This is a genomic window from Mesorhizobium sp. WSM4904, from assembly GCF_029674545.1.
GTDB lineage: Bacteria > Pseudomonadota > Alphaproteobacteria > Rhizobiales > Rhizobiaceae > Mesorhizobium.
The window spans coordinates 5411137-5430011 of the sequence record NZ_CP121354.1 but is presented as its reverse complement, the minus strand read 5'-3'; the positions used below and the strand labels follow the sequence as shown (position 1 = coordinate 5430011).

The 18875-nt window shown below is 64.4% G+C and carries 20 protein-coding genes; 3 read left to right on the top strand and 17 right to left on the bottom strand.

The window, feature by feature from the left end; all coding sequences use genetic code 11:
* Window positions 1-143: 143 nt before the first annotated feature.
* A complete protein-coding gene (locus tag QAZ47_RS26385) occupies window positions 144-1646 on the bottom strand; it encodes a peptidase S10 (protein WP_278231304.1) in 1503 nt (500 codons plus the stop codon).
* Between the two features lie 249 nt (window positions 1647-1895).
* Window positions 1896-2393 carry a VOC family protein gene (locus QAZ47_RS26380; protein ID WP_278207948.1) on the bottom strand — a complete coding sequence of 166 codons (498 nt, stop codon included), beginning with the start codon at window positions 2391-2393 and terminating at the stop codon, window positions 1896-1898.
* Between the two features lie 187 nt (window positions 2394-2580).
* Here QAZ47_RS26380 and QAZ47_RS26375 point away from each other — a divergent pair, with 187 nt between their 5' ends.
* Window positions 2581-3087 (top strand): OsmC family protein, encoded by a 507-nt coding sequence (locus QAZ47_RS26375; RefSeq protein WP_278231303.1) that lies wholly within the window; start codon window positions 2581-2583, stop codon window positions 3085-3087.
* 149 nt (window positions 3088-3236) lie between these two features.
* On the opposite strand, the gene QAZ47_RS26370 is transcribed toward QAZ47_RS26375, so the two are convergent.
* The 14 genes from QAZ47_RS26370 to rpsF form a co-directional block, all read right to left on the bottom strand.
* Complete coding sequence (locus QAZ47_RS26370) at window positions 3237-3464, bottom strand: hypothetical protein (protein ID WP_278231302.1); 228 nt, start codon at window positions 3462-3464, stop codon at window positions 3237-3239.
* Window positions 3465-3689: 225 nt separating this feature from the next.
* Entirely contained in the window at window positions 3690-4331 is a 642-nt protein-coding gene (locus tag QAZ47_RS26365; RefSeq protein WP_278231301.1) for a hypothetical protein, read from the bottom strand.
* A gap of 76 nt (window positions 4332-4407) precedes the next feature.
* The gene (locus QAZ47_RS26360; RefSeq protein ID WP_278231300.1) at window positions 4408-5151 is read right to left on the bottom strand and encodes an SDR family NAD(P)-dependent oxidoreductase; all 744 of its coding nucleotides are present in this window, start codon (window positions 5149-5151) and stop codon (window positions 4408-4410) included.
* A gap of 220 nt (window positions 5152-5371) precedes the next feature.
* Window positions 5372-6853: an amidophosphoribosyltransferase gene (purF, locus tag QAZ47_RS26355; RefSeq protein WP_278231299.1), complete on the bottom strand. Its 1482-nt coding sequence runs from the start codon at window positions 6851-6853 to the stop codon at window positions 5372-5374.
* A gap of 114 nt (window positions 6854-6967) precedes the next feature.
* The gene (locus QAZ47_RS26350; RefSeq protein WP_278203671.1) at window positions 6968-7651 is read right to left on the bottom strand and encodes a CvpA family protein; all 684 of its coding nucleotides are present in this window, start codon (window positions 7649-7651) and stop codon (window positions 6968-6970) included.
* 27 nt (window positions 7652-7678) lie between these two features.
* On the bottom strand, window positions 7679-9097 hold the full coding sequence (radA, locus tag QAZ47_RS26345; protein WP_278231298.1) for a DNA repair protein RadA: 1419 nt from the start codon (window positions 9095-9097) through the stop codon (window positions 7679-7681).
* On the bottom strand, window positions 9097-9702 hold the full coding sequence (locus QAZ47_RS26340) for a hypothetical protein (protein WP_278231297.1): 606 nt from the start codon (window positions 9700-9702) through the stop codon (window positions 9097-9099). Before QAZ47_RS26340 ends, radA begins: the two co-directional genes overlap by 1 nt.
* A gap of 22 nt (window positions 9703-9724) precedes the next feature.
* Window positions 9725-11215: a replicative DNA helicase gene (locus QAZ47_RS26335; protein ID WP_278231296.1), complete on the bottom strand. Its 1491-nt coding sequence runs from the start codon at window positions 11213-11215 to the stop codon at window positions 9725-9727.
* Between the two features lie 594 nt (window positions 11216-11809).
* Window positions 11810-12775 (bottom strand): small ribosomal subunit Rsm22 family protein, encoded by a 966-nt coding sequence (locus tag QAZ47_RS26330; protein ID WP_278231295.1) that lies wholly within the window; start codon window positions 12773-12775, stop codon window positions 11810-11812.
* A gap of 69 nt (window positions 12776-12844) precedes the next feature.
* The gene (locus tag QAZ47_RS26325; protein ID WP_278231294.1) at window positions 12845-13165 is read right to left on the bottom strand and encodes a YnfA family protein; all 321 of its coding nucleotides are present in this window, start codon (window positions 13163-13165) and stop codon (window positions 12845-12847) included.
* Between the two features lie 67 nt (window positions 13166-13232).
* On the bottom strand, window positions 13233-14519 hold the full coding sequence (locus tag QAZ47_RS26320) for a cyclopropane-fatty-acyl-phospholipid synthase family protein (RefSeq protein ID WP_278231293.1): 1287 nt from the start codon (window positions 14517-14519) through the stop codon (window positions 13233-13235).
* Between the two features lie 280 nt (window positions 14520-14799).
* On the bottom strand, window positions 14800-15384 hold the full coding sequence (gene rplI / locus QAZ47_RS26315) for a 50S ribosomal protein L9 (protein WP_278076438.1): 585 nt from the start codon (window positions 15382-15384) through the stop codon (window positions 14800-14802).
* Between the two features lie 214 nt (window positions 15385-15598).
* Window positions 15599-15847: a 30S ribosomal protein S18 gene (gene rpsR, locus QAZ47_RS26310; protein WP_006203718.1), complete on the bottom strand. Its 249-nt coding sequence runs from the start codon at window positions 15845-15847 to the stop codon at window positions 15599-15601.
* Window positions 15847-16329: a 30S ribosomal protein S6 gene (rpsF, locus tag QAZ47_RS26305; RefSeq protein ID WP_278203661.1), complete on the bottom strand. Its 483-nt coding sequence runs from the start codon at window positions 16327-16329 to the stop codon at window positions 15847-15849. The genes rpsR and rpsF overlap by 1 nt, the downstream gene beginning before the upstream one ends.
* A 483-nt stretch (window positions 16330-16812) precedes the next feature.
* Here rpsF and QAZ47_RS26300 point away from each other — a divergent pair, with 483 nt between their 5' ends.
* Window positions 16813-16968 (top strand): hypothetical protein, encoded by a 156-nt coding sequence (locus tag QAZ47_RS26300; RefSeq protein ID WP_278231292.1) that lies wholly within the window; start codon window positions 16813-16815, stop codon window positions 16966-16968.
* Window positions 16969-17150: 182 nt separating this feature from the next.
* Here the strand turns inward: QAZ47_RS26300 and QAZ47_RS26295 are convergent, their stop codons facing one another.
* Window positions 17151-17348 (bottom strand): 2TM domain-containing protein, encoded by a 198-nt coding sequence (locus QAZ47_RS26295; protein WP_278231291.1) that lies wholly within the window; start codon window positions 17346-17348, stop codon window positions 17151-17153.
* Between the two features lie 168 nt (window positions 17349-17516).
* Between QAZ47_RS26295 and QAZ47_RS26290 the strand changes: the two genes are divergently transcribed.
* Window positions 17517-18860 carry an MFS transporter gene (locus QAZ47_RS26290; protein WP_278231290.1) on the top strand — a complete coding sequence of 448 codons (1344 nt, stop codon included), beginning with the start codon at window positions 17517-17519 and terminating at the stop codon, window positions 18858-18860.
* The last annotated feature ends 15 nt before the right edge of the window (window positions 18861-18875 follow it).

Below are 18875 nucleotides of genomic sequence, written 5' to 3'. Positions count from 1 at the left end.
CTCAGAGACTGTTTCGAAATTCGCTCGCGCGAGTCATATGGTGGTGTTTTCGAGAACCGTAGCGCAGCGGACATTTGGTCCGTGAGCAACGGAAGCGCAAACGCCATCAGATGGCCGCCGGAGTAGAATTTCCAAACAGTCTCTCACTGCGTCGCCTGGTAGAGCTCCGAGGCGGCCTCCTTCAGCGCGCGCCTTCCATCCGGCCTGAAATACATCATGTGGCCGCCCTCGACGACGTCGAGGCGGATCGGCTTTGCGTCGGTGAGCGAAGGGATCTGGTTCACCAGGTAGCGCGTGGCGAGATAGGGCGTGACGAGGTCGGTATAGCCGTTGACGATGACGACCCCGAGCGAAGGGTTGAGCGAGCGCGCCCGCTGCAGGTCGTTCATCACCCCGGCATAGCCTTGCCCCGAATTGCCGTAGTCCCAGTTGCGGCTGACTTCGCCGTTGAGCAGCCGGTAGCTGACGTCGGTGCGGTAGTTCAGTTCGTCGCGCGCATAGGCGACGAAGGCCGAGGTCAGCACCGGCACGCTGCGGTCGAGCACCGGATCGGGGCCGGCGATGTGGGCGCTTTCCGGCGCGATGTCGCTGGTCGCGACCATGGCATCGTAAGGGCTGAGCACCTTGCCCTTGGCGCGTTGGAACTCGCGGGCGAAGAGGCCGGTCGGGACGCGGGCGAAATTGCGCTGCACAAGGTCGAGCGGCAGGCCGGTGATCTCCGCCACGCGCCCGCTGGCGAGCTTTCCGCCTTGCTCCAGCCCACTGGTGAGCGCCGTCAGATAGTCGCCAAGCGCGTAGTGCTCGACCTCCGCCAGCCTGTCGTGCAACGCTTCGCCGCTGACGCCGTCGGCGCGCAGCCGGGTCGCCGCAAGCGAAGGCAGTTCCAGCGCCCAATGCAGCTGGTCGAACTGGTCCGGCCGCACCAGCATGAACTCCAGGGCCGGAGAGATCAGCACGATGCCGCTCGGGCTCAAGCCGACATCCTCCTGCAGCGTCCTGGCAAGCAGCGCCGCGCGAAAGCCGCCATAGCTCTCGCCGGCGAGGAAGAGCGGCGAAGCGGTGCGGCCGTTTTGCGCGAGATAGAGCCGGATGAAGGCGCCGACCGAGCTGGCGTCCTGGTCGACGCCCCAGAACGCTTTGGTGTCCTGACCCGGCGCCTCGCGGCTGTAGCCGGTGCCGACCGGATCGACGAAGACGAGATCGCTCATGTCGAGCCAGCTGTCCGGATTGTCGATCAGCTTTTGCGGCGGCGGCAGGAATTCGCCGTCGGGGGCGGTCGCGAGGACGCGCGGGCCGAGCGCGCCGAGATGCAGATAGGCCGAAGCCGCGCCAGGCCCGCCGTTGAAGACGAATGTGATCGGCCGCTCCTTCGCCGGGGCGGGCGATTGCTGCGTGTAGGCGACATAGAAAATCTCGGCCGTGACCTCGCCCTTGCCGGACAGCAGCGACAGCGTGCCGGCCTTGGCCTGGTAGTCTAGTTTGCGCCCGCCAAGGGTGAGCGAATGTTCGGTCACCTGCGGCGGCGGCAGAAGCGACAGCACGCCGCCGGCCGGCGCCGGCCGTTCAGGTGTTTGGGCGGCGACCGGCTGCGCGAAGGCTGTGAGCGCGAGGAGCACGAGGGAGACGAGCTTCAACTTGGACCGCATGAGACCTCCGCGCGAACGACCTCCGCAAAGGTATGGCCGGAGCGGGCGAAGTCAAAGGGGATTGCTGGCAGCTTTCGCGCCACGTTCGCTCCTGAGGCGCTAGAGATTGGCGAAAGCGGGCATGACAGCTGATCTCCCCCCAAGTGGGGGAGATGTCCGGTCCACCCTCCGCAGCTGCAGCGCAGCTGCTGCGGAGGACGGGCAGGACAGAGGGTGCTGTCCCGCCAGCCTTTTGGCTATTTGACGACGTTAACTTTGGCCGGCGAAGTCCGGCTCCCCAAACGCCCTCTCCAGCGCCGCGACATCGATCTTCACCATCCCGAGCATCGCCTCGGTGGCGCGTTTGGCGCGCTCGCGGTCGGGATGCGCGGCCATGTCGCCGAGGATTTTCGGCACGATCTGCCACGACAGGCCCCAGCGGTCTTTCAGCCAGCCGCATTGCTCGGGCTTGCCGCCATCATCGAGAAAGGCGTCCCAGATCCGGTCGATCTCGGCCTGGCTTTCCAGTTCGACGAGGATCGAGAAGGAATGGTTGAACGGATCGAGCGGACCGGCTTCGAGCGCGATGAAATTCTGGTCGTCGAGCACGAATTCGATGATCTTGACGCTGCCGGCGGGGCCGCTCGGATTGTCGGCCGCCACGTCCGTCATGCGGCCGATCGCCGAATTTGGAATGGTGGAGACATAGAACTCCACCGCTTGCCGCGCGTCCTTTTCGAACCACAGATGCGAGGTCACCTTGGCCATCATGGATCTCCTTCCTGTCTGACAACGGCCGAAGGACGTTCGAGTTTCGTCCGATCCGACGGCGGCGTGCCGAATGGTGACTCGGATCGCCAGCGCCTCGTTCCTTTGCCGCCAGCATACCAAGATTTGCCCATGCACCCTCGGACAGTGCTATCAACCAACAAAAGACCATTGAAAGGACAGGAAGATGGACGCGACCGCACTCAAGGCCATGCAGGCGCCGCTGAAGGAGGCCTATCGCGAAGATGCCGCTAGGGCGCTGATCACGCTCAGGGCGCGAGGCAGCCTCGACGACCAGTCGATCGCCTGCAAGGTGGAGACGGGCAGGGCGCTTGCGGTTGCCGGTCTTCATCCGGCCACCGGTGGGTCGGGCCTGGAGCTCTGCTCCGGCGACATGCTGCTCGAAGCGCTGATCGCCTGCGCCGGCGTGACGCTGAAGGCGGTGGCGACGGCGCTGGAGTTCAAGCTCGGCAACGCCGCTGTCGAGGCCGAGGGCGACCTCGATTTTCGCGGCACGCTGGGCGTCGCCCGCGACGCGCCGGTCGGCTTTCGCGAGATCCGGCTGAAATTCGACCTCGATACCGACGAGCCGCAGGAGCGCATCGATTCGCTCTTGAAGCTCACCGAGCGCTACTGCGTGGTGCTCCAGACGATCAACAGCAAGCCTGTGCTGTCGGTGAGCGCGGGGCGTTGATCTCCCCCCTTTGAGGGCCTTTGAGGGGGAGATGTCGCCGAAGGCGACAGAGGGAGTCGTTTCGCGTAAGACGCAAACGTCTTCCGCAACAAGAGGTTACGCCGGCGCTTCGCGGCCATCTCCCCCACGAGGGGGGAGATCAGCTCGCGCTACTGCGGCGCGGAGGGCTCTTCGGCATCCCCCTCGTCGGTGAAGGGCGAAGCGCTCGGCACGCATTGCACGGCCCAGCCCTGCGGTGTCGGCTGCTTCTGATATTCGGCAATCGCGTTGGTGCACTGTTCGCGGGTGTCGAAGGTGCTGGGGAGCACCACCATGCCGCCCTGCGGGCCGGCGATCACCAGATACCAGACCAACGCTACGCTGGGAGTGGCAGCCATGGAAATTCCTCTTTGCTGGATGTGGGAGTCGCGTCGATCCTAGCAACTCCCCTCGGATGGCGAAAGCAGGGCGGCGGAACACGCTTCCGCCGCCGCGTTCACAGACCCGTGAACCAAAAGCAATTCCCGGAAAAGCGTGAAGCGGTTTCCGGCCAGGAATTGCGTCAAAACAAGAAGATAGATCGGTTCGTCGTTGCCGTGAAACGATGAACTGATCTGGAGCGCTCAATTGGCGGCAAAGCAGTAGAACAGGCCGTCGCCGCCGGTGCCTTTCAGCGCTTCCTGGCTGCAGCCGCCGCGCGAGGCATGCGAGGAATTCCACGACTTCGCCGCCGCCGAATCGTCGAGGCCGGTGCGGTCGTGATGGCCCATCATGGCAACCCCTTCCGCGCCGCTCATCGTCCAGTCGCCGCAGGTCTGGTCGGCGATCTTCGTGCCGTCCGGTTTCGAGCCGGTCAGCATGTCGTGCCGGTTTGGCTTGTCGCCGCGGCCGTTGACCACTTCGCCTTTCTCGTCGAGCGCCGTCTGTTTGGTGATGCCGTTGGCGTCGCTATGCAGCGAGGCGACGTCGTCGGCGATCTTCTCGCCCTTTGCGTTGAACCATGGACCCTTGCCGATGCGGTCGCGCGCATCCTCGGCGCTGGAGGACAGATAGGCGTGCCAGGTCTTGCCGGTGACGCCGGCCGCTTCCGCGAGCGAGGCGCAATGCGCGTCGGCACCCTTCAAGCCGCCGAGATCGGCGCCTTTGCCGGAGCCGACGCTGGTGACGAAGAAACTCATCTTGGCGTCTTGCGACAGCGCCGAACCTACCGTGGCGGCAAGCCCCACGGCGGTGACGGTGGCGGCAATGAGAAGAAGTCTGCGCATATCGGTCCTCCGGTTTCGAATGTTCCGCATTCGAAGAACGTTGCCAGAGGCTTGTTTAATCCGTCTTGAGGCGGGTTTATTCCGGCTGCCGGTAGGCGACGAACCGATTGTGCCTGGCCTGGAAGATCAGCCCGGTTTCCTTCAGCGTCGGGCTTGCCAGCGGCACGATGCGCTTGGCGATCTCGGAGGGATGCGGCAGCGTCTCGGGATCTTCGCCGGGCATGGCCTGCGCGCGCATCGCCGTGCGGGTGGCGCCCGGATCGGCGGCATTGATGCGGAGCGGCAGGCTTTCGGTCTCGTGCGCCCAGGAGCGCATCATCGTCTCGACCGCGGCCTTCGAAGCCGCGTAGGGGGCCCAGAACGCGCGCGCCGAATGGGCGGAGGAGGCGGACATGATGATGGCGCGGCCGGCGTCGGAAAGCCTGAGCAGCGGGTCGACCGAACGGATCAGGCGCCAGGTCGCGGTGACGTTGATGGTCATCACCTTCTCGAAGGTCTTTGCCTCGACATGGCCGATCGGCGAAATGACGCCGAGGATGGCGGCGTTGGCCACCAAAATGTCGAGCTTGCCCCAGCGCTCATGGATCGCGCCGCCCAGCCGGTCGATGCCGGCCATGTCGGTAAGGTCGAGCGGCACCAGCGTCGCCTGTCCGCGGCCATCGGCCTTGATCTGATCGTCGAGCTCTTCCAGCCCGCCCACGGTGCGGGCAGCCGCGATCACATGCGCGCCGGCGGCTGCCAGTTCCCTGGCGATGAAATAGCCGATGCCGCGCGAGGCGCCGGTGACGACCGCCACGCGGCCGGAAAGGTCGAGGGTCATGCGAAAGTTTCCGTAAGGCAGGCGCGAAACACCCCCCTCTGCCCTGCCGGGCATCTCCCCCTCAAGGGGGGAGATTGACCAGCATCGGGCTCGGCGCTCGTCCTACACCCGTCGCGATTGGCGAAAGGGGCGGCGACAGCCGATCTCCCCCCTTGAGGGGGAGATGTCCGGCAGGACAGAGGGGGGTAACTTGGCGAGGACAAATGTCAGTCCGGCAACCTTAAGCCCCGCTCGACGCCAGCAGCGACAGCGTGCGCACATTGTCGTGGCCTTCGAAGTCGAGCAGGCGGGTCGGATATTGGCCGGTGAAGCAGGCGTCGCAGAATTGCGGCTGGTCGCTGTCGCGGCGCGCTTCGCCGACGGCGCGGTAGAGCCCGTCGATCGACAGGAAGCCGAGGGAATCGACGCGGATGAACTCGGCCATTTCCTCGACCGACATGCGCGACGCCAAGAGCTTCGATTTCTCCGGCGTGTCGACGCCATAGAAGCAGGAAGCGCTGGTCGGCGGCGAGGCGATGCGCATATGCACTTCCCTGGCGCCGGCGTCGCGCACCATCTGCACGATCTTCTGGCTGGTGGTGCCGCGCACGATGGAATCGTCGACAAGCACCACGCGCTTGCCCTCGATCATGCGGCGGTTGGCGTTGTGCTTGAGCTTGACGCCCATATGGCGGATGGAATCGCCTGGCTGGATGAAGGTGCGGCCGACATAGTGGTTGCGGATGATGCCGAGCTCGAAGGGAATGCCCGCGGCCTGGCTGAAGCCGATCGCGGCCGGCGTGCCGGAATCCGGCACCGGAACCACGATGTCGGCCTCGACCGGGTTTTCCTGCGCGAGCTCCGCGCCGATGCGCTTGCGCACCTCGTAGACGTTGCGGCCTTCGACGGTGGAATCCGGCCGCGCGAAATAGACATATTCGAAAATGCAGAAGCGGGTCTTCTGCGGCTCGAACGGAAACAGGCTCTCGATGCCCTTGGAGGTGACGACCACCATTTCGCCGGGCTTGATGTCGCGCACGAAGCGGGCGCCGATGATATCGAGCGCGCAGGTCTCGGAAGCGAGGATCCAGGCGCCGTCGAGGTCGCCGAGCACCAGCGGCCGGATGCCCAGCGGGTCGCGGCAGCCGATCATCTTCTTGGCCGTCATCGCCACCAGCGAGAACGCGCCCTCGACCTGGCGCACCGCATCGATGAAGCGCGAATTCAAATCGCGCTCCTTGCTGGTCGCGACCAGGTGCAAAAGTGTTTCGGTGTCGGAGGTCGAGGAGAAGATCGAGCCCTGCTTTTGCAGCGCGCGCTGCACGGTCAGCGCATTGGTGAGGTTGCCGTTATGGGCAACGGCAAGGCCGCCTTCGGCGAGTTCGGCGAAGAAGGGCTGGATGTTGCGTATGCCGGCGCCGCCGGTGGTGGCGTAGCGCGTGTGGCCGATGGCGCGGTTGCCCTGCAGGCTGTCGATGACGCGCTGCTTGGTGAAAGTGTCGCCGATCAGGCCGACATGGCGCTCGACGTGGAACTGGCTGCCGTCGTAGGAGACGATGCCGGCCGCTTCCTGGCCGCGATGCTGCAGGGCATGGAGCCCGAGGGTGACGATGGCCGCGGCATCCTGCCGGCCGAAAATGCCGAACACGCCGCACTCGTCGTGGAAATGATCGTCGGCCTCGGCGGAAAGGACTTTGCCTGCATCTGCCGTTGAGTCTGCCATTGGGGGCTCAAGCTCCGCTAAAACCGCCATATAAGGCGATCGCCCGTCGAACGCAACGCACGCGATGCCGCATTCATAAAATGCCTCGGGCCAGCGCCGGCGCTGGCCCGAATTTCAGTTTGCCGGCGCCGGGGCCGGAGCGGGAGCCGGGGCAGGCGCTGGAGCCGGCTCGTTGTCGGCCGGCGCCTCGCCTTCGCTGTCGTCGGGTGCCGGCGCGTTGTCGTCGCCGGCGGCCGGCGGTTCTGCTGCCGGCTGGTCGTTGGTCGCCGGCGCCCCCGCCTGAGGCGTGCCCTTATGCGTGTATTTGTTGACGAGTTCCTCGGTGTTCTCGGGCAGCACGCTTTCGAGCTTGGCGCCGATCGTCTCGAGCAGTGGCCGCGACTTGGCGTTGGCGACCCAGGCGGGCGCCTTGGCGCCGGCCAGCCAGTTGAAGAACAAAAGCGCCACCGCGACGACCAGGATGCCGCGCGCGGCGCCGTAGAGAAAGCCGAGCGTGCGGTCGAGCGCGCCGATGCGCGAATCGATGATCCAGTCGGCGATCTTCATCGTGATCACCGAAACGACGATCAGCGCGATGACGAAGACGATGCCGGCGGATGCGGCCATCGCAATCTTGTCGTTGTCGACATAGGGCTGAACGTAGGGCAGGACCGGCTTGTAGAAGAAGAAGGCCGCCGCCGCCGCCGCTGCCCAGGACACCACCGACAGCACCTCGCGGGAAAAGCCGCGCACCATGGCAAGCATTGCCGAGACCAGCGTGAAGCCGACGAGAATTCCGTCAAGCAGCGTAATCGGCATGTCTTTCGCCCCACATCATGAGCCGCATCACTCCCCTTCGTCGGCGCGGCTGCGTCGTGAGCCGGCTATGCGCGCCACGAGGTCGGAAAGCTCGGTGGGCTGGAAAGCGCCGGCCGCGATTCCCCCGGCCCCATTACCGCCAACGACTTCCTCGCTGCCGAGAGGCAGCACCGCGCTTCCGAAACCCAGCTTTTCGGCCTCTTTAAGGCGCTGCTGCGCATGCGCAACCGGCCTTACCGCGCCCGACAGGCTGATTTCGCCGAAATAGACGCAATCGGCGGGAAGGGCAAGACCGGTGAGCGAGGAAACGAGTGCCGCGGCGACCGCGAGATCGGCCGCCGGCTCCGAGATGCGATAGCCGCCGGCGACGTTGAGATAGACATCATGCTGGCCGAAACGAACGCCACAATGCGCTTCCAGCACCGCCAGCACCATCGAGAGCCGCGCGCCGTCCCAGCCGACGACGGCGCGGCGCGGCGTGCCGAGTGAGGAGGGCGCCACCAGTGCCTGGATCTCGACCAGAACGGGCCGCGTGCCCTCCATTCCCGCGAAAACCGCCGCGCCCGGCGATTTCGCGTGACGCTCGCCGAGGAACAGCTCGGATGGATTGGAGACTTCGCGCAGGCCCTTGTCCGACATCTCGAAGACGCCAATCTCGTCGGTCGGCCCGAAGCGGTTCTTCACCGTGCGCAGGATGCGGAAGTGGTGATTGCCTTCGCCCTCGAAATAGAGCACGCCGTCGACCATGTGCTCGACGACGCGCGGTCCGGCGATCTGGCCTTCCTTGGTGACATGGCCGACGAGCACAATCGCTGCCCCCGTGGATTTCGCATAGCGGATCATGGCTTGAGCGGCCGCCCGCACCTGGGTGACGGTGCCCGGCGCCGAATCGGCAAGGTCTGTCCACAGCGTCTGGATGGAATCGAGGATGACGAGGTCCGGCCGCTTGCCGTCGGCTATCGTCGCGAGGATGTCCTCGACATTGGTCTCGGCGGCGAGCTCGACCGGCGTCGAGGCGACGCCGAGGCGCTGGGCTCTCAGCCTGATCTGCGCGACCGCTTCCTCGCCCGAGACATAGACGATGCGGTGGCCTTTGGAGGCGAGCGCCGCGGCCGCCTGCGTCAGCAGCGTCGACTTGCCGATGCCGGGGTCGCCGCCGACCAGAAGTGCCGAGCCGCGCACGAAGCCGCCGCCGGTGGCGCGGTCGAGCTCGCCGATGCCCGAGACGATGCGCGGCGCGTCCTCGATGTCGCCGGCCAGGCTGGTGAGCACGACGGCGCGGCCTTTGCGGGCGTTGCGTGTGTTCGCCGGTCCCGAGCCGATGCCGCCGGCCGTGCCTTCCTCGACCAACGTGTTCCACTCGCCGCAGGCATCGCATTTGCCCGCCCAGCGCTGATGCACCGAACCGCAATTCTGGCAGATGAACTGGACGCGGGATTTGGCCATTAATTTATTGATTCCAAAAGATATTTATGGCGATCCCAATAAACCGGCAACGCTTCTTCGATCGAGTCGAAATGGGTGCGACGCTCTCCGTTGGCGCGAGCCCAATTGTCGTATGCCGACCAGCATGCATAGGTGAACAAACCGACAGCCAAATCGCTGTCACGCCTGACTTGTTCGTGCAGTGTTTCCAACAATTGCCGGAGTATTGAGGAGAGGTGTCGATCTTGAAGCTGATGCATAAGCAAGAATGCGCATTCGATCGCGGCTATCGACGTGTCATGCCGGGAGTCCACAGACCAGAGCGTCAACAGGCCCAGCAGATCATCTATGTCGGAAGGGGTAGCCAAACGCCAAATTCGATACAGGCCAGTCACTGCTGCGCTACGGGTGTAGTCATTAGTTTGCTTGGCAAGGAATTTCCTTACTAATGCAACGTTCTGAGGTTCCGGATTGCTGGAGTAGCAAAACACCAACAAGGCAGCGTGCGACTCCGGCCGAGAAGTTGACACAGTGGATTTCAGATAGTCAGTAAGTTGGATGCGTTCGCTCTCGGAGATTTCGTACGCCTCAAACTTCATCCGCTGATAGATATCGCTGAAATCCAATCAGCTACTCCCAAATCAAGAGCTACTCAAATCTTTCCGGCAGATGGTGCTCTTCCGCAAGGTCGGAGAAGCGCGTGAACTCGCCGTGGAAGGCAAGGCTCACCGTGCCCGTCGGTCCGTGGCGCTGCTTGGCCACGATCACCTCGGCCTTGCCGCGCGCCTCGTTCATCTCGTTTTCCCATTTGATGTATTCGTCGGTGCCGAGCTTCGGCTCGCGGTTCTTGAGGTAGTATTCCTCGCGGTAGACGAACAGCACCACGTCGGCGTCCTGCTCGATCGAGCCGGATTCGCGCAGGTCCGAGAGCTGCGGGCGCTTGTCGTCGCGGCTTTCGACCTGACGCGACAGCTGCGACAGCGCGATGATCGGCACGCCAAGCTCCTTGGCCAAAGCCTTCAAGCCCGTGGTGATCTCGGTGATTTCCTGCACGCGGTTCTGCGAAGCCCTGGCGCTCGATCCCTGCATCAGCTGGATATAGTCGATGACGATGAGGTCGAGGCCGCGCTGGCGCTTCAGCCGCCGCGCGCGGGCGGAGAGCTGCGCGATCGAGATGCCGCCGGTCTGGTCGATGAACAGCGGGATCTTCTGCATCGTTTGCGAGCAGGCGACCAGCTTTTCGAAGTCCATCTCGGTGATCTCGCCGCGGCGGATCTTCGACGACGAAATCTCGGTCTGCTCGGAGATGATGCGGGTGGCGAGCTGCTCCGACGACATTTCCAGCGAGAAGAAGCCGACGACGCCGCCGTTGGCGGCCTTGAACGAGCCGTCGGCCTGCTGCGCCGGTTGATAAGCCTCGGCGATGTTGAAGGCGATGTTGGTGGCCAAGGAGGTCTTGCCCATGCCCGGGCGTCCGGCAAGCACGATCAGGTCGGAAGGCTGCAGGCCGCCCATGCGGCGGTCGAGGTCGCGCAGGCCCGTGGCGATGCCCGACAAGTGGCCGTCGCGCATATAGGCGGCGTTGGCCATGTCGACGGCGGTCTTGACCGCATCGTTGAAGCTTTCGAAGCCGCCGTCGTAGCGGCCGGTCTCTGCCAGCTCGAACAGGCGCCGCTCGGCGTCCTCGATCTGGTCGGAGGGCGACATGTCGACCGGCGCGTCATAGGCGATGTTGACCATGTCCTCGCCGACGGTGATCAGCGCGCGGCGCGTGGCGAGATCGTAGATGGCGCGGCCGTAATCAGTGGCGTTGACGACGGTGACCGCCTCGACGGCCAGCCGCACGACATATTGCGCCACCGTCATGTCACCGACCTTCTCTTCCGCCGGCAGGAAGGTCTTCAGCGTGATCGGCGTCGCGATCTTGCCCATGCGGATCAGCTCGGCCGCGACCTCGAAGATGCGGCGGTGCAGCGGCTCGTAGAAATGCGCCGGCTTGAGGAAATCCGAAACCCGGTAAAAAGCATCGTTGTTGACGAGGATGGCACCGAGCAGCGCCTGCTCGGCCTCGATATTGTTCGGTGCCTCGCGATAGAGCGGTTGCTCCGCGACGCCTATTTTGCGCGCTGCTTCTGCCATGATGTCCCCGATTCCGATCCCGCTTCCTCGATATCAGAACTGGAAGATTCGGTGCTGACCATTCTGCAACACTCTTCGGCTCAACCAGCTTGATGCCCAATGTTCACAGGATCGGCAAACCATCCACAGGACAGTATTCCGGTGGCCCGATTCCATTTGACTCGGCAAGGGACGATTCTTACGGGCAGGCATGGAACGAAGCAAGAACAATTTCGACGGCTGATTGCCGATGGGGACGCTCAGGGCCGACCCGTTCATTCCCGCTTGGGCAGAGCGGCACGGGCGTTGGGGATGAGCCGAAACGTCGGAGCTTCGTCATCCACGGGCGGAGCAAGGAGCGAAGCGACGCGCGCAGACCCGAGGATCCATTCCGTTACCTATGAGCGTTGCAGCGGTCCAGAACGGCCCTGTTCTGCGCCGCCTTCATTCTTTGCGCTACGTCACGGAATGGATCCTCGGGTCTGCGCGTCCGCTTCGCTCCCGCTCCGCCCGTGGATGACGAAGTTCGGGCGCTTCGCGCTAATGGCCAAAGTAGCGATTCTATCAAGGCATCGACGCCGTTACCTCTCACGATGTCGCCGGCCTTACGTGCCCTCAGCCCAGCCTATCGCCCCAGTCCGCCCGCCGCGCCGCTTTGAACACATCGCCGTCGCGTTTGCTGAACAGCTGCTCGCCGGCGCTGCCGTCGGCCTGGCAGAGTTTGAGCACGACCTTGCCGGACCCGATCTTCGGCGGCGCGATCACCCGCGCCGCGCGCGTCGGCGCCGGCTGCCGCGAGGCGGCGAGGTAGATGAACTTCTCGTCCTCCCACGGCACGTCGGCCTCCTTGGTCAGCCGATGCAGGCGCGAGCGGGCGACGCGGCGCGCAAAATGGCACCAGTCGGGCGGCACGAGCGGGCAGGGCGCCTCGTGCGGGCAAGGCGCCGAGACATGCGCGCCGGCTGCGATGAGCCGCGTCCGCACGGCGAGGATGCGCTGCCAGCCGGCCGGCGTGCCTGGCTCGACGATCATCAGCGTGTCGGAGGTCAACCGCCAGAGCCGGTCGACGAGCTTCGGCAGCGAGGCCGGCGCGATCTCGTCCAGGAGATAGGCCGCGCTGACGAGGTCGGCGGGCTCGAAACCGTCGAGATCGATGGTGGCGTCGCCGGCGACCCAACTCGCGCGGACAGCAATCGTGCCGGCCGCCAGCGACTGCCCGATCTTGCGCACCGCGGCGCTCGCCTCGACCAGAACCGCCCGTTCGAGCTCAGGCCAGGCGTCGGCGGTGGCCCAAAGCATCGTGCCAGGCCCGGCGCCGACATCAAGCAGGCTTTTCGGCTGGAAATCGGGGCGGGCATCGGTCAGCGCGTCGAGGCTGGCGCGGACGGCGGCGTAGGTGGCGGGCAGCCTGGTCGCCAGATAGGCCTTCACCGCCATGTCTTCACCCATGTGCAGGCGGCCGTCGCGCAGCTCGGCGCGATAGCGTTCCGAAAGCGTTCTTGCGGCCTGTTTCAGTGCCGGCAGCGGCACCTTCTCGAGCAGGCTGTCGACGCCTTGCCGGAGTGGAGCGGGCAGTTCCATCTCAGGCTCCCTTAGAATCAAAGAGATAGAGCATGATGTCGTCCGAAAACCGCTTCACACTTTTCGGCATCATGCTCTGGGCGCGAGCAGGATGACCGAGGCGCCGACGACGCAGAGTGCTGCGCCGCCAAGATCCCAGCGGTCGGGCCGCACGCCTTCGGCCAGCCAGAGCCAGGCAAGCGAGGCGGCGATGTAGATGCCGCCATAGGCTGCATAGGCGCGCCCGGCGGCGTTCGTGTCGACCAGCGCCAAAAGGAAGCCGAACAGCGCCAGCGACACCAGACCCGGCGCCAGCCAGAGCGGCGATTTTTCCAGCCGCCACCAGGCCCAGAACGAAAAGCAGCCGCCGATCTCGGCAAGCGCCGCTGCGATGTAGATCAGATAGGTCATGAAAAAGGCCTCGCGAACGAGACCTTTTTCGTGGCGTCGGGCCGCGATGGCAAGCGGCAATGCGCAGCTACTCGACCTTCTTGCGGCGGGTCGGCTTCCTGGCGGCGGCAGGCGCCGGCTCCTGGTGGCCCATGTCGCGCAGCTCCAGCGCCTTCTCGCATTTGGCCATGTAGTCGCGCGTCATCGGCAGCGTGTCGTTCTTCTTGGCGAGTTGAATCTGGAAGATGACCAGATCCTGCCAGCGGAAGGCGGCTTCCGAGGCGGCGAGATAGAACTCCCACATGCGGCAGAAACGCTCGTCGTAGATCGCCTTGGCCTTGTCGCGGTTGGCGGCAAAGCGCATGCCCCAGTGCTTCAGCGTCTCGGCATAATGCAGCCTGAGCATCTCGATGTCGGTGACCACCAAACCCGACTTCTCGATTGCTGGCATCACCTCGGAAAGTGCCGGGATGTAGCCGCCCGGGAAGATGTATTTGCGGATGAAGGCGCTGGTCGCCCACGGCACGCCGGAACGGCCGATGGTGTGGAGCAGCATCACGCCGTCGGGCTTCAAGAGCGTCGCCGACTTGTCGAAGAAGGTGCGGTAATGGTTGACGCCGACATGTTCGAACATGCCGACCGAGACGATGCGGTCGAAGCGTTCGTTGAGCGCGCGATAGTCCTTGAGGTCGAAATGCACCCGGTCCTGCAGGCCCAGCGCATGCGCGCGGTCGGTGGCGACGCCATGCTGCTCGGTGGACAGCGTCACACCCTGTACGTCGACGTCGAAAGTCTTGGCGAGATAAAGTCCGAGACCGCCCCAGCCCGAGCCGATGTCGAGCACCGTCTGGCCGGGCTTAAGCCTCAGCTTGGCGGCGATGTGGCGCTTCTTGGCGACCTGCGCTTCGTCCAGCGTCATGTCGGGCTGTTCGAAATAGGCGCAGGAATATTGCATGTCCTCGTCGAGGAAGAGCTTGTAGAGCTCGCCGGAAAGGTCGTAGTGGCGCTGCACGTTGCGGCGCGAGCGCGAGGCGGTGTTGATCTGCTGCAGGCGACGGAACGCGTGGCGCAGACCCTCGATCGCCTTCGACCACGTGGCGTCGATGCCGCCGCTGCCCATGTTCTGGAAAGCGATGCGCATCATGCCCAGCACCCCACCCTCGAGGATGTCGAGCTCGCCGTCCATATAGGCCTCGGGTACGGCCAGCATCGGATCGAAGCTGATGGCGCGCTCGGCATGCGTGGTCTTGATGTGCATGTGCACGGGTTCGCCGCTGCCATCGCCGAAAGTGACTGTCGAGCCCTTCGGCCCGGTGACCTTGAGATTGCCCGTGCGCACCAGGCGGTCGAGAATGCGCTTCAGTAGAATATTCATGACCAAATGTCCCTCAGGGTCAGGCCGACTTCCGCGCATGGCCCGAAAACGGCGTCGGTTTCGGGAAGGGCCTGAGCGAAGGTCACAGGTACTACGGCGTCATTGCTGCGTCCAAAGGACGCGCGACGCTGTAGTCTGCCTCAAGATATGGGGGTTCGAAAAGTTCCATTTGGCATAAAAATGCCCGGGTCGCATGCCCGGGCATTAGTCCAGAATTCTGGAGGCCTGCGAGCCGGAGCGACGCTCCGGCCCTGTCGGCTCGTAGGTCGGGTCCTATCGATCAGGCGTTGTCTTCACCGCCTTCGAACTCGGCGTTCGGGTCGAAGAAGTTCTCCGGCCGGGCGTTGTCGTTGATGTCCTCGCCATAGATGGCTTCGGCCGTCGTCAGCGTCTCGCCCTTGGCCTGGCGCTCCGCCTCTTCGGCCGAGCGGGCGACGTTGAGCGTCACGGTGACCTCGACTTCCGGGTGCAGCGCGATCGCCACATTGGAGAGGCCGATGGTCTTGATCGGCTGGTTGAGCTCGATCTGGTTGCGGCTGACGGAGAAGCCCTCGGCGGTCAAGAGTTCGGCGATGTCGCGGGTCGACACCGAGCCGTAGAGCTGGCCGGTCTCGCCGGCCGAGCGCACGACGATGAAGCTCTTGCCGTCGAGCTTCTCGGCGACCTGGCTGGCCTCCGACTTGCGCTCGAGGTTGCGGGCTTCGAGCTGGGCGCGCTGGCCCTCGAACTTCTTCTTGTTGGCTTCGTTGGCGCGCAGCGCCTTGCCCTGCGGCAGCAGGAAGTTGCGGGCGAATCCGTCTCTGACCTTGACGGTGTCGCCCATCTGGCCGAGGCGGGAAATGCGCTCGAGGAGAATGACTTCCATGGTTTCGTTCCTTCGGTTTGGCGTCATCCGGGATGACGTCGGATTCTTGTGGAACAGGTCAGGAAGCAAAGGGCGTCGTCGCCGGTGTCGCTGTCCTGCCTGTCAGGCAGTTAGAGGTTATGGCCTCAACTCGGGATTTTGAACCTACCCTCTGCGGCGCCCGTCGCCGTGGGGTCGATGCGGGCGGCAAGCCGCCCGCATCAATACTTCCAGCTTAGCGAACCACGTAGGGCAGCAGGCCGAGGAAGCGGGCGCGCTTGATCGCCTTGGCGAGCTCGCGCTGCTTCTTCTGGCTGACGGCGGTGATGCGCGACGGCACGATCTTGCCGCGCTCGGAAATGTAGCGCTGCAGCAGGCGCACGTCCTTGTAGTCGATCTTCGGGGCGTTGGCGCCGGAGAACGGGCAGGTCTTGCGGCGGCGATGGAACGGGCGCCGGGTCGGGATCTGGTTGATGTCGACCATTATTCTGCACCTCCTTCAACGGCTTCGCGCGGACGGCGCGGACCGCGCTCGCCATCGAAGCTGCGCGGGCCGCGATCGCCGCGATCACGGTCGCCGAAGCCGCGCGACGGACGGTCGCCACGGTCGCGGTCGCCGAAGCCGCCGCGCTCGGAGCGCTCTTCGCGCTTCTGCATCATCGCCGAGGGACCTTCCTCATGCGCCTCGACCTTGATGGTGAGGAAGCGCAGCACGTCTTCCGACAGGCCCATCTGCCGCTCCATTTCGTTGAGCGCGGCCGGCGGGCAGGTGATGTCCATCAGCGTGTAGTAAGCCTTCCGGTTCTTCTTGACCCGGTAGGTGAGGGACTTCAGCCCCCAGTTCTCGATCCGGCCGACCGATCCGCCATTGGCGGTGATGACGCCCTTGTACTGTTCGACAAGCGCATCGACCTGCTGCTGCGACAGGTCCTGCCGGGCAAGAAACACATGTTCGTAAAGAGCCATTATGTTTTACTGCCTTTCTTCGTTTCTCTCACCGGCCCTCGCGGCTAAGCCTCTGCAACTTGTCTGACCCGTCTTCGAAGAGCGGGGAAGAAAGGAGCATCGCGAGACGGTCGAGAGCGGAGACACGGGAGGCCAAAAGCGCTTATGGCTTCATGACGTGGCCTTTGAAAAGCCACGGCCCTCCGTTCAGCCCCCAGCAAGGACCGGCAGATTGCCGGCGTCTATACAGCAATTCGCCAGGAAGGCAAGCGCGGCAGACAGGATTGTCGTAAGCTCATGAGTTGTCCGGATTAGGTAGCAGATGAGTTGTCCGGTTTTATCGCCAGCGAATGGAGGCTGGGGATGGGACGGACAGCATGGCTACAGGACCGGAGAATGCAGAAGTTTCGGGACGTTTTAAGCCGTTGGAATGGTGGGATTTTTCGATGATGGAGGGGCTGGTGAGCTGCTAGGGATGTCGGAACGCCGGTTCAAATCTACACGGTGGTACTGCAGGCCGACACGGCCGCCAACCGTTCGCTCCACAGCGCCTGCGCTTCCGATCCGAGCGACTATTACCCTGTCGAGGACCCGGCCAAGCTGCCCAACGTCTTCCAGACGATCGCCAACAAGTTCTCCAGGCTGCAGCTTACGAACTGACGGGAGTGGTCCCCGCCATGAGCGTAATCGTGGCGGAGTGGCTCCGCCACGACCGTTGCCATAAAATTCGATCGCTTCCATGCAGCCACGCACGGATCGCCTGGCGGGTCCGGTTTGACTCGTTGCGCGTCCACGCTGCCACATCGCGACAGAGCTAACCCGAACGGCGGCTGAATGACGCGTCAGCTATCCGGCTTCGCGCCGGGGCCGAGCACGAACCACCAGTGCGCGACGATGCCGATACCCCATCCCAACAGTGACCAGTAGAACCAGTAGGGCTTCCCCAGATAGAGGTTGAGCGCCGTTATCGCCACGATGCCGACGGCGAAGACAAAGGCGTGGATTTGAAATCCATGCTGTCGATCGGAACTTGTTTGCATTATGCCGTTCTCCATAGGCGTTTGAGTGGCAGCAATGAAAAGCTGCGTTCCGAAGGTGGAGCTTGGGCAAATGCGCTGGGACGTGCTTACGGGATCTTGCGATCCATTTGCCATGGATTGCTTTTTTCGCGAGGCTTGAATGCGGAAGAAGGGGCAAGGCGAAATCAGGTGGGAAACGCAATCGCCGACAATGACCTGCCAGGCTCGGGCCGGCCTGTGTCGGGCGCTGCCGGCTGGTACGCGGTCGTCGTTCTATGCCTGGCGCTGCTGGTGTCTTTCACCGACCGTTTGGTCATCAACCTCGTGGTCGATCCGATCCGCGCAGGGCTGGAACTGACCGACTTTGAAATCAGTCTGCTGCAGGGTGCCGGATTTGCAGTGATCTTCGCGCTGGCCGGCGTGCCATGTGGACGCCTCGCCGATCGCGCGAACCGTCGCAACGTGATCATGGCCGGCATCACGCTCTGGTCGGCGGCGACCATCGGCTGCGGCCTGGCCCCCGACTTTCCGACTTTCTTCGCGGCGCGAGTTTCGGTTGGTCTCGGCGAGGCGGCGTTGGTCCCGGCTGCCTCTTCGCTCATAATCGACTCGTTCTCGCCCCGGCTCCGGGGTACTGCGCTTGGCGTGTTTTCGCTCGGCGCGACATTCGGCACGGGGACCGCGCTGTTCGTGGGCGGGGTGGTGCTGGCCTGGAGTTCGGCCGGATTGCTGGCGCCGATACCGTTTATCGGGCCTCTTGCGCCGTGGCGGCAGCTCTTCGTCCTGGTAGGGATATCAGGCCTGTTTTTGCTGCCGCTGTTTCTGCTCGTGCCCGAACCGGCGCGACATCACAGATCGGGCCTGCTGCCGATTGCAGGCGTGCTGCGCCGGCTTGGCGCCGGAAACGGCGCGGTGCTTCGGGTGTGCCTGGTCAAGGGAGTGCTCGGCATCGGCGACTACGCTTTGATCTCGTGGCTGCCAACCTTGCTGCAACGGTCGCACGGTATGAGTCCGCTGGAGGCTGGTGGGCTGATAGCCTTGTCGATCACGGCGAGCGGCGTCGTCGCTTCCGTTGGCGGTGGTCTCCTGTCCGACCTGTTCGTTCGGCGCTGGGGCGTGCCCACACGCGTCGTGCTGCTCCTCGGTTGCTACGCGCTGACGATTGCCGGAGCTTCGACCAGCTTCTTCGCCGCCACGGAGCAACAAATCGCGCTCGCCTTCGCGGGGTGGGCCTTGGGCTCGATCGGTGGCTATGTGATCGGGCACGTGGTCATGCAGGAAAGCGTGCCCAACGAAATGCGTGCCACGACGATCGCGCTGTCGCTGACCGTCACGGCGCTGCTCGGCATTGGGCTCGGGCCGTCGCTGGTGCCCCTGGTGGCCGTCCACATCCTTGGCGGCGAGGCCAGCTTGCAGCCGGCCATGGCGACCGTGAGCCTCGCGGCGGCGCTGCTTGCCTTAGTCGTGATCTGGCCTCCGGTCCGAAAAGGGCTGGCGGCGCTTCGCAATGAGGCCCTGAGAGCGGCTGCTTGATGCATGTCGCCCAAA

Coding starts and splice junctions, on each gene's coding strand:
- QAZ47_RS26385 (WP_278231304.1), bottom strand. CDS start 1,646: ATGCGGTCCAAGTTGAAGCTCGTCTCCCTCGTGCTCCTCGCGCTCACA.
- QAZ47_RS26380 (WP_278207948.1), bottom strand. CDS start 2,393: ATGGCCAAGGTGACCTCGCATCTGTGGTTCGAAAAGGACGCGCGGCAA.
- QAZ47_RS26375 (WP_278231303.1), top strand. CDS start 2,581: ATGGACGCGACCGCACTCAAGGCCATGCAGGCGCCGCTGAAGGAGGCC.
- QAZ47_RS26370 (WP_278231302.1), bottom strand. CDS start 3,464: ATGGCTGCCACTCCCAGCGTAGCGTTGGTCTGGTATCTGGTGATCGCC.
- QAZ47_RS26365 (WP_278231301.1), bottom strand. CDS start 4,331: ATGCGCAGACTTCTTCTCATTGCCGCCACCGTCACCGCCGTGGGGCTT.
- QAZ47_RS26360 (WP_278231300.1), bottom strand. CDS start 5,151: ATGACCCTCGACCTTTCCGGCCGCGTGGCGGTCGTCACCGGCGCCTCG.
- purF (WP_278231299.1), bottom strand. CDS start 6,853: ATGGCAGACTCAACGGCAGATGCAGGCAAAGTCCTTTCCGCCGAGGCC.
- QAZ47_RS26350 (WP_278203671.1), bottom strand. CDS start 7,651: ATGCCGATTACGCTGCTTGACGGAATTCTCGTCGGCTTCACGCTGGTC.
- radA (WP_278231298.1), bottom strand. CDS start 9,097: ATGGCCAAATCCCGCGTCCAGTTCATCTGCCAGAATTGCGGTTCGGTG.
- QAZ47_RS26335 (WP_278231296.1), bottom strand. CDS start 11,215: ATGGCAGAAGCAGCGCGCAAAATAGGCGTCGCGGAGCAACCGCTCTAT.
- QAZ47_RS26330 (WP_278231295.1), bottom strand. CDS start 12,775: ATGGAACTGCCCGCTCCACTCCGGCAAGGCGTCGACAGCCTGCTCGAG.
- QAZ47_RS26325 (WP_278231294.1), bottom strand. CDS start 13,165: ATGACCTATCTGATCTACATCGCAGCGGCGCTTGCCGAGATCGGCGGC.
- QAZ47_RS26320 (WP_278231293.1), bottom strand. CDS start 14,519: ATGAATATTCTACTGAAGCGCATTCTCGACCGCCTGGTGCGCACGGGC.
- rplI (WP_278076438.1), bottom strand. CDS start 15,384: ATGGAAGTCATTCTCCTCGAGCGCATTTCCCGCCTCGGCCAGATGGGC.
- rpsR (WP_006203718.1), bottom strand. CDS start 15,847: ATGGTCGACATCAACCAGATCCCGACCCGGCGCCCGTTCCATCGCCGC.
- rpsF (WP_278203661.1), bottom strand. CDS start 16,329: ATGGCTCTTTACGAACATGTGTTTCTTGCCCGGCAGGACCTGTCGCAG.
- QAZ47_RS26295 (WP_278231291.1), bottom strand. CDS start 17,348: ATGCAAACAAGTTCCGATCGACAGCATGGATTTCAAATCCACGCCTTT.